Below are 8523 nucleotides of genomic sequence, written 5' to 3'. Positions count from 1 at the left end.
CCCAGCCCCGTCCGAACGCGCCGGACGTATTCTGCGAGAGATTCTTGGGGCTGTGGCGCACGATGCACTTCTAAAGTATTCATAAAATGCTGAAGATCGATATGGACAAATATCTTCGGCATTATCGCCATCAGGACTGCCCTGCCTTATTTACAGCTCAACGTCCTTTAACCGGACAAGTTTCTCGTTGGAACTATCGGACTGTATATACTTATTGGCACAAGTTTACTCAGACAGAACCCTTACTTCAAGGTGTGCGGATTCACGATCTACGCCATACTTTTGCGACTGAGCGGGTTGGGTTAATGGGGATTGAAGAGTTACGGGCACTGATGGGGCACGAAAATATTCAAACTACTTTACGCTATCAAAAAGTTACTTCTGCGCGAGCAGAAGCCGCAGCACAAAATGCTTTTACGCTGCTTCAGACTGGTGTTCAATAAGTATACTTTGGCTAGACTGATTGTTTGTTTTAAGATTGTATTTTATTTAAAATAGAGTATTGAGAATACTCTGCTTATGCAAACTGAGCCTTAACAGTAAAACGGTTCACGACCATTTGAAGTGGCGATCTCTGAAAGTACCGCCACACAAAGGTTTTAAGCCTGTTATGATACAGTTTTGCACGAATCGTTGTCATACCCCTTTATCAGCATATTGATTCTCTGTTTAAAGGAGTAATTAATTGGGAACTAATTAAAACTTATTGGTCAGATTTGATGCAGGGTGAACGCACCAAAATGAGGTATGTTTCGATCGATAAAAACTAGAACGGCTAATTTAATAGTACTTATCAACTAGCTATGATTACTACAATATCAACTGAAACTAAAATCAAATAAGAGATCGTATTAATTCAATTTAGTGCAGCATAAAGCTGGACTAAACATCTTGAGTCAAATTGAGATTGATTGTTTGGTGAAAATAAATTATAGAATAGCTTCCAAAAGCTCATTTGAATATTCTTCATCTAGACTTGCAAGAAATCTCTTGCTTCTAACACTTAATTTTCGGCTCTTATTCTGACTGATTATGTTAACGGCTATATGTCTTAAAACTGCGAAGTTAGCTGGAGCATTATCTTTCCTGATTCGACTATTATCTTCTTTAAAAGTAACATCAAGTACCCAATGAAGAGAATTTTCTATCGCCCAATGACTTCTAATTGCTTCTGCTAATTTCTTGGCATCATTCCATAAGCTACTAATAAAATAGTGAGTTTCTACACTAGTCTTTCCATTCACAGCTCGAACTGATTCTACCATGCCAACACTAGTTAGTTTTTCCCACTTTTGTAATGGATCTATCCGCTCTGCAACGTCTGTTAACATTAGATAATTGCGAATTTCTTCTCTACCTCTATTTATCTCTTTAGTGCTGAAGGCACTCATTTTGAGGTCTTTACCATTAGTTTTAATTGCCTGTTTAAATAGCTGTTCTATTTGTTCATATAAACTTGGTTGATTCTTTTTCACTGCAATTACATAATCAGCATCTTTTCCGACGATTTTTTTAACTATTTCTCTTTGACATCCCATTGCATCTGCTTGGTGCGCTTTTCGCGTCGGGGAACCCGACGGGCGCGCATCCGCAATCGTGACGATACATCCTGCTAAATCTAATATTTTTATCAGCTCTGGCAGTGCTGTAATTTCATTAGAGTTTCCTTCTACTTTCTTTTGACCTAATACTAATCTATTGCTTGCAGCCCAAGCACTGACTGTGTTAATTACACCTCGACCATTTTTTTCATCTCCTGAATTTCGAGATTGTTTTCCATCAAAGGCAATTATTTCTCCTGCTGTTATTTTACTTATTCCTTTAATCCAATTTAGGAAAGACTTGTTAAATTCATCAGGATTAATTTGTGCAAATACTCTACTGGGCGGGAGACCCGTCCAGCAGCAAATGTATCATGCGATGGTATTCCATTCGGAAGTTCTAAAAATTTATCCAACCATTTCTTTCTAGCGATGCCATACATTTCTATATCTATCCATCCATCTGCTCCACATACTACAGCACAAATAGAGATCGTGATAATATCTATTAATTTATGTTTTTTTCCACGTTCGATTCTAACGTCTTCTATGTCGCTAAATTGTTCTGCTATGCTATGCTTGGACTTTAGCTTCATTTGAAATGATATTAGTTCAAAATCAATTTAACACAATTAATTAGCTAAAGCTATTCATAGGCACAGGTCTTACCTCTTTAGCAAATCAAATCTATCTTTGTTTTACAAGCCTTTTTAAAAATAGGAAATTTAAGTGCGTTCACCCTGAGATTTGATGCAAGTGGTTCTTTCAATTGAATCTGGTCAAATCTCTTCGGATATGTTGCTCCGCAAGCTGGGAAATTATAGTCGTAAGAATAAGCTATATCAAGCATTCAGAGAATTGGGGCGAGTGATTAGAACGATCTTTTTGTTAAAGTTTATTTCCGACCAGAAGTTGCGGCAACAAATCACGGCTACGACGAATAAGGTCGAAGCTTATAATGGATTTTCCAAGTGGTTTTTCTTTGGAGGAGAAATGGTAATTGCGAGTAACGATCCCGAACAGCAGGAGAAAATTATTAAGTATGGGGATCTGATTGCCAATGCGGTGATTTTCCGTAATGTTGTCGATCTCAGTGACGTTTTGCTTCAACTCAAAAAAGAAGGTTTCTTCTGGGAGCCGGAAGATTTAGCTGCTCTGAGTCCTTACTTAACCAGTCATATCAAGCGGTTTGGTGACTATCTCATCGATCTTGACAACATTCCAGCGGCATTGGAAGAGCAGTTGAATTTATCGTTCTGAGGTGACTTGTTACAAAACTTTATGCTGGTGATAACTTTTGCGCGTATCTCGTCTTTACCCCGAGTTGGCATAAGACTTGAAACAACCGATTTGCCGCCCGTTCGCGGACGCTAGCAACCAGTCTGGCTAAAACGCTAACGCCAGGTAACAGAATTCTCCGCTGTACCAATCGGGCAGTGGCGAGATCGAACAACAGACTTGGCGATTCTGCACTCAGCGTTGCCCGCTGATACAGCCAGCGTACCAGTCGCCAATGTTCGGGCTGAGAGTTAAAATCTCGGTAGCCATACTGCTGGCGAATTAAAGCAGTATGCTCCCATCTTGTTTCAGAAGTCCGATACAGAGCCAGACTGGCCACATCAGTAATCTCCAATTGTGTTGCCAAGTAATTAATGACGACAATTGGGACATCAGTGGGGTCGCTTAAAAAAGTGCCTAAAAACCTGACCGTACATAGCTGTAAAGCTAATCCCAGACAGGTTTTAATTGCTGCGTCGTCCTCTAATCAACTGTAAGTCGGAATCATCCAGATGAAAATACTTTTCAAGTTGTTCGACAGATGGTTCTCCACCATAGCGTCCATAGCATTTTTCCTGTTCTGACGTTAAAAATTCAACTGGCATTTAGATGTCTTGTGAGAAGAGCAGTTGCTACTATCAAAGTTGTGGAAGTTAGGGATTGCCACCAACTTGCTTATACCCAGCACCACAGTACGGACAAAATTTAAACTTCAGCGATAAAATCGGCTCCTGACAATCAATACAACGGTTCCGCAGAGCCGTCGCACAAGCAAAGCAATATTTTGACCGCAGATTTGTCCACATCGGATCTGGGATTTTACTCAAAGAGTATGGTCGGTGGTCAATCGATATTTTAGACCGACAGTTATTAGTGGCATATCTCAACCAAATTAATAATATTTCATATACCACTCACCATCGTCATCAAGCTGTAATTACAGCCCTATTCAACTTCGCTATCGAGCAAGATTATATCCAGTCTAACCCGGTCTCTAATCTTAAACGCCGGAAGCCAAATCGTGCAGATGGAGAACATGCCACCGATGAAAATATTCGATATCTTATACCAGAGCAATTGAGTATTTTAGATCGAACTGTTAAAGAAGATGCGCGGATGTCTGCTCTGGTAAAATTGCTACATAGCAGTGGTGCGAGGATTGCTGAGGTGCTGGCTTTGGATTTAGCTCAGATAAATATCGATGCTCGCAAATTTCAAGTTGTTGGCAAGGGTAATAAAACTAGATGGTGCTTTTATAATGAGGATGCTGCTAAAAGCCTCAATTACTATATTAAATATTACAGACATCTAGATTGTTTGGCACTATTTACTGCCGAACAACCATTTACTCACATACATTCTCGCCTTTCTTACCAAGCAGCTTATCAATCCTGGACTAAACTTGTCAGCTCGGAGATTCAATTGCAGGGCATCCGCTTCCACGATCTTCGACACACTTTTGCAACGAAGAGGGTTGGCTTGATGGGGATTGAAGAACTCAGAGCATTAATGGGGCATGAAAATATTCAAACGACATTAAAATATTCAAAAGTTACTTCGCAACGTGCCGAACAAGTAGCACAATTAGCATTTGAACGGCTATCTGCCGAGCGAGAGTAATTTAACGATAAAGATCTACTTTTGAGATCGTCAGCAATACTTTTGAGTGGTTTTAAGAACAAGTATATAGAGAATAGATAGTACTATCTGTCAGTAAACTGTGAAAAGATTTTCCTCCTTACGCAAAAACCCGCTTCCACAGTAGGTTTCAAGCAATTCAGAATCCTTAACCCGGTTTTTGGCTCCAATGCTACTCAACCCCCAACAACTGTTCTAATTGCTCTGTGGAGAAGATTCTTTTCATAATTGCTCTCACCATTACTGCTAATTGAGAACGAGTCACTTTTTAAGTACGTGCTGCGGTAATTCGCTGGCGGAGCTGCTGGTTTCGCTCGGCATCGCTCGCGAGACTGGCGCAGCGGTGGTCATAGTGCGAGTGCGGCTTTGGGATTTCCAATGTTGATACCCAAGCAAAGGAAAAGATGCGACTTTTTTCGATAACCACCAGAAAAATACATAGCTAGCTAACAACCGATCGAAAGAGCCAAACCGAGCTTCTCGTAATTCTGCTAGTGTGGTACTGTCGCTTGTCGAAATCGCGTCACCAGGTAAAATAATCGCAGCTTCAAAGCCACGCTTGGCGTTGGCGGAGCCTTTCGGAACGAAAATCGTGGGGTTGTGTCCCAGGGCAATAATATCGGCTCCGGTTTGGAAATTACGCACTCCACTGGCTTGTTTGCCTGTCATGATTGCCGCATTTTCATTGTCTTTTTGCAGTCGATCTGTGCGCCCGTCGGGGATGCCTAAAAATACTAACGTGCCTCTGACTACCCGATGTCCGAAATGATGCAGCATATGGTCTTGCGGATTCGCACCATGTACGTCCAATGAGGCGATGCCATAACTGAGCGAAAATAGCTTGCTGACGTAGACTTTTAATAATTGATGCACCCACGGTACATCGCCAATAATTAGCGTGCGTTTGCCCGTACGAGCGAGGAGGGGTCTACCCTGGAAATACCGCAGTCCCAGTGTCCAAAACCAAGAGCCAAAGATATAAATCGCGATATCTGCTAAGACGATCGCGGGTAGTAGCCAGCCAGGTAGTGATAAATTAGCCAAGCCAAAGATCGATCGGACTAAAGTTTGGACTAAAGGAGCCTGAAAGCCAACGCTAATGATGATGTAGAGCGCATGGATAGCCCAAGCGGTGGGAGTTTCGGTCACATGGAAAGCCCATTTGCTACTGTTATGGATGAGCTGACGGTGGGTGGGGGAATTGATGGAATCGCCATTGACTGTAGTGCCGACGATCGGGATGACACTGCGATCGATAAAATCCTTCTTGATGCGGTCTAAAGTCACCAGATCGGTCGAGGTTAATGTCATCCCCAAGGCACCGTCGCGACCGGGGAAGCGTTTTTGGAGGCGTTTGGCTAGATATATCAATAACTCGGTTAACGTGGCTTGAGCTGCCGCTGCGGCAACAGTACTGGGTTCTGCCGTGCGTCGGCCACTACCATTGATAAAAATCCGGCGGCTAAAGGTCGATTGGGGATAATAGTATTGTGAGATCGCCGTACCCATCAGGCTGCAAATTTCGCCTGTCATCAGAAACAGTTCGCCGATGGCGGCTTCGCGGCGGAGCTGCTCGAATATATGGGTGGCTTGCAGCGTGGGAAATGTCTGTCCCGATTGACTGATGGCTAAAACGATCGAGGTAGAACCTAAATGCAGCGCGTTCGGGTCGTATTGCAGTTTCCGCAGCACCTGATTGGCAGAGCGCGTCTCGATTCTCAAACCAGGGCACAGGATAGCTAAGTCTTGGGCAAATCGTTCGCCGATCCACAAGCTGTTCTCTACACCTGTAATTAACAGATCCACCGATCGATCTGGTGGCGCACGATCGAGTTTGATATCGATCGTTGCTTGCTGCCTGCGATCCCAATTTTTGGCTTTTTCAATCAGTAATTCGGCTAAATAATTCGCACTTTGACGATTGAATGAATCGCGATCGCGCCAGGATTCGGCGATCGCGGCTAGCACCTGTGGAATTTCGCTAATGTCATGTGCGACCGGATCTTTAGCACTTTTGGACGGGGGCAAAATATAGGGATTGCCCTGAAGTGGAATCCACCGCTGTTCTAATTCCGCGCCACGCAATTCGCGATCTGCTGCCATCGAATAAATTGTAATTCGATTGACACTCACCCAGGCAATTTCACCCGTTTTTTGGTCTAAATCTAAGCGATAGGAGCGGGGAATATCCGCCAACACCGCATCCACGGCGGCTGGTTCGGAAGCATAGACCATGTAATCATCAGAGACATTGAATCCTGTCGAGATCGGTTGTCCCCACGCACTGAGTACCAGACTCGCTTCGTTGAGCGTCGAAGCCGTTACCAGCCCGAAGCTACCTGTGGCACGCGACATAAATACTTTCGTCGCTTGATAGATATTGTTGTGAAAAAATACGTATACGGCAGTCTTGACAAAAGCAGCGCGCTCCGCGACAGTCCAGCGGGCGATCGAGCGATGCTGGCATAGAGCTAGGATGAGATCTCGCTCGAATAGCTCGATCTGTCCAGCAGATAGCTCTAACATCGAACTGGCACGGGGACGGAGGATCGCCGCTTGATGTTGGCAAAATACCCGTTCGACGATCGCCGTCCACTCCTGGATCTCTAGTTCGGATGGAGCCGTATTCGGTGCGTCTTGACTCGGATTTTTCCCGCCGAATGCCTCCTCGATCGACTTGACAACCTCAAGCTGGTACGCCAGTCGCAACGCCGCATCCCACATCCCCTGCGTAATTAATAAATCCATCATCCCCGCAATTTTGGGCGAGTCGCCGAGCGTCGAATTGGGCGTATGTAACACCCGTTCGAGCCACAAACCCAGCTCGGCATTCTCGATCGCTTCGCCAAACAGCATCCAGGCATCAAAGTCGCCGTTATGAGTAATCCGGTGGTTGACTGTCTGCCGATCGCACAGCCACTTGCCATCTTCCACCCGCCAAACATCAGCAGTTCGCGCTGGCATCCACTCATGCCAATGAGTCTCTAAAATCGCAGGCGGACTGCTAGTTGCATACCGATAATGCCATACCCCCACGATCGCCTTATCCACAGCCTTGGCACCAGATTGGATCGCCTGCTGTCTCACCAGCTCAAAAACTGATTCTAGGGATTGAGTCAAATTTCGTCGCTTTTGATTGAGAACTTTTTTGCCGACAAATACCACTCGATCGGCACGAGCATCGCGGGCAAAAACTAATCCTCCCCCAGCTTGTTCGCCCCGAATTTCAGTTTCGCCACCCATCTTATGAAAAATCTCGACAACTCGCGGTGGTAGCAGTGCAGCACCATCATTTGCCAATCGTTTGCCTACAAAGCCAAAGTTGCCACAATTGAAACAAGTTGCCTCACCTGTAAATGCTGCACTAAAATCTGAAAGCGAGCTAAAAATCGCCACTAAATTGGCACCGATCGAAGCATTAATTACAAACTGAATAATAAATTCGTCTGAAGAGCGATCGACACTCAAATAATTAGCAAACGGTAGGGCGATCGAGACTAATTTTACCGCAATTACATTAAATAAAATGCCTCCTACAGCTTTGATGCGGATTGCGATCGGAGTCGTTTTTCCAGCAGCCACCCACAGAACGTCATCTCGGACTAAGGGTATAAAGATCGGATGGGCAGGAATTAAAGACCTAAATATGTCGGATATGTTTCGATGTTCGAGAATATTTGATGTATCGATCGATGCCGGGTCGCGATCGACGATCGATGTCAACAAAACGTGTCCGAATCCATGAATTAAAATCGCTAGATTCCAAGCAAATCTGAGGATAATAGAACAAGCGATAAATAGCAAACAGATGTTCGGAGGATCGAAGCGCTCGATCCCATCCAGAGAATTACCAATGCCGCGATCGATTCTGGGAGCAAGTTCTTGAAAATTACAACTAACATAGCCATAAAACTTAGCCTTTAATTGTGTCTAAGAGGATGTCTGAAAAGGTTTTTTGGACTCGATCGTACATTTGAATCCCCCGTAAAAAGCTACGTCTACACAAGTCGGCTGTTGCTCCGTTTCGAGGTGGCTTACCCCCCCAACCCCCCCTTATAAAGGGGGG

At 44.2% G+C, this 8523-nt stretch carries 4 protein-coding genes and 4 pseudogenes; 3 read left to right on the top strand and 5 right to left on the bottom strand.

What is annotated here, in order from left to right; genetic code table 11:
* Positions 1 to 110: 110 nt before the first annotated feature.
* Positions 111 to 443 (top strand): annotated as a pseudogene (locus Q0R35_RS00780) (site-specific integrase); the annotation flags it as partial.
* 486 nt (positions 444 to 929) lie between these two features.
* On the opposite strand, the pseudogene Q0R35_RS00775 reads toward Q0R35_RS00780, so the two are convergent.
* Positions 930 to 2137, bottom strand: a pseudogene (locus Q0R35_RS00775) (ISAs1 family transposase).
* 148 nt (positions 2138 to 2285) lie between these two features.
* Here Q0R35_RS00775 and Q0R35_RS00770 point away from each other — a divergent pair.
* Positions 2286 to 2801: pseudogene (locus Q0R35_RS00770) on the top strand (Tn3 family transposase); the annotation flags it as partial.
* 19 nt (positions 2802 to 2820) lie between these two features.
* Here the strand turns inward: Q0R35_RS00770 and Q0R35_RS00765 are convergent.
* The 3 genes and pseudogenes from Q0R35_RS00765 to Q0R35_RS00760 all read right to left on the bottom strand — a co-directional run.
* Complete coding sequence (locus Q0R35_RS00765; protein WP_295613468.1) at positions 2821 to 3276, bottom strand: DUF4158 domain-containing protein; 456 nt, start codon at positions 3274 to 3276, stop codon at positions 2821 to 2823.
* 7 nt (positions 3277 to 3283) lie between these two features.
* Positions 3284 to 3424, bottom strand: coding sequence for a DUF4158 domain-containing protein (locus Q0R35_RS19460; RefSeq protein ID WP_366944791.1), 141 nt, complete (start codon positions 3422 to 3424; stop codon positions 3284 to 3286).
* A gap of 48 nt (positions 3425 to 3472) precedes the next feature.
* Positions 3473 to 3634: pseudogene (locus Q0R35_RS00760) on the bottom strand (zinc ribbon domain-containing protein); the annotation flags it as partial.
* Positions 3635 to 3692: 58 nt separating this feature from the next.
* Between Q0R35_RS00760 and Q0R35_RS00755 the strand changes: the two are divergent.
* A complete protein-coding gene (locus Q0R35_RS00755; RefSeq protein WP_295613465.1) occupies positions 3693 to 4439 on the top strand; it encodes a site-specific integrase in 747 nt (248 codons plus the stop codon).
* 279 nt (positions 4440 to 4718) lie between these two features.
* Here the strand turns inward: Q0R35_RS00755 and Q0R35_RS00750 are convergent, their stop codons facing one another.
* The gene (locus Q0R35_RS00750; protein WP_295613461.1) at positions 4719 to 8261 is read right to left on the bottom strand and encodes a hypothetical protein; all 3543 of its coding nucleotides are present in this window, start codon (positions 8259 to 8261) and stop codon (positions 4719 to 4721) included.
* Positions 8262 to 8523: the final 262 nt, after the last annotated feature.

It is taken from the genome of Chamaesiphon sp. GL140_3_metabinner_50, from assembly GCF_025361915.1.
In the GTDB taxonomy this organism is placed as follows: Bacteria; Cyanobacteriota; Cyanobacteriia; order Cyanobacteriales; family Chamaesiphonaceae; genus Chamaesiphon.
The sequence above is the reverse complement of the archived record's forward strand: the minus strand, read 5'-3'. Positions and strand labels throughout refer to the sequence as shown.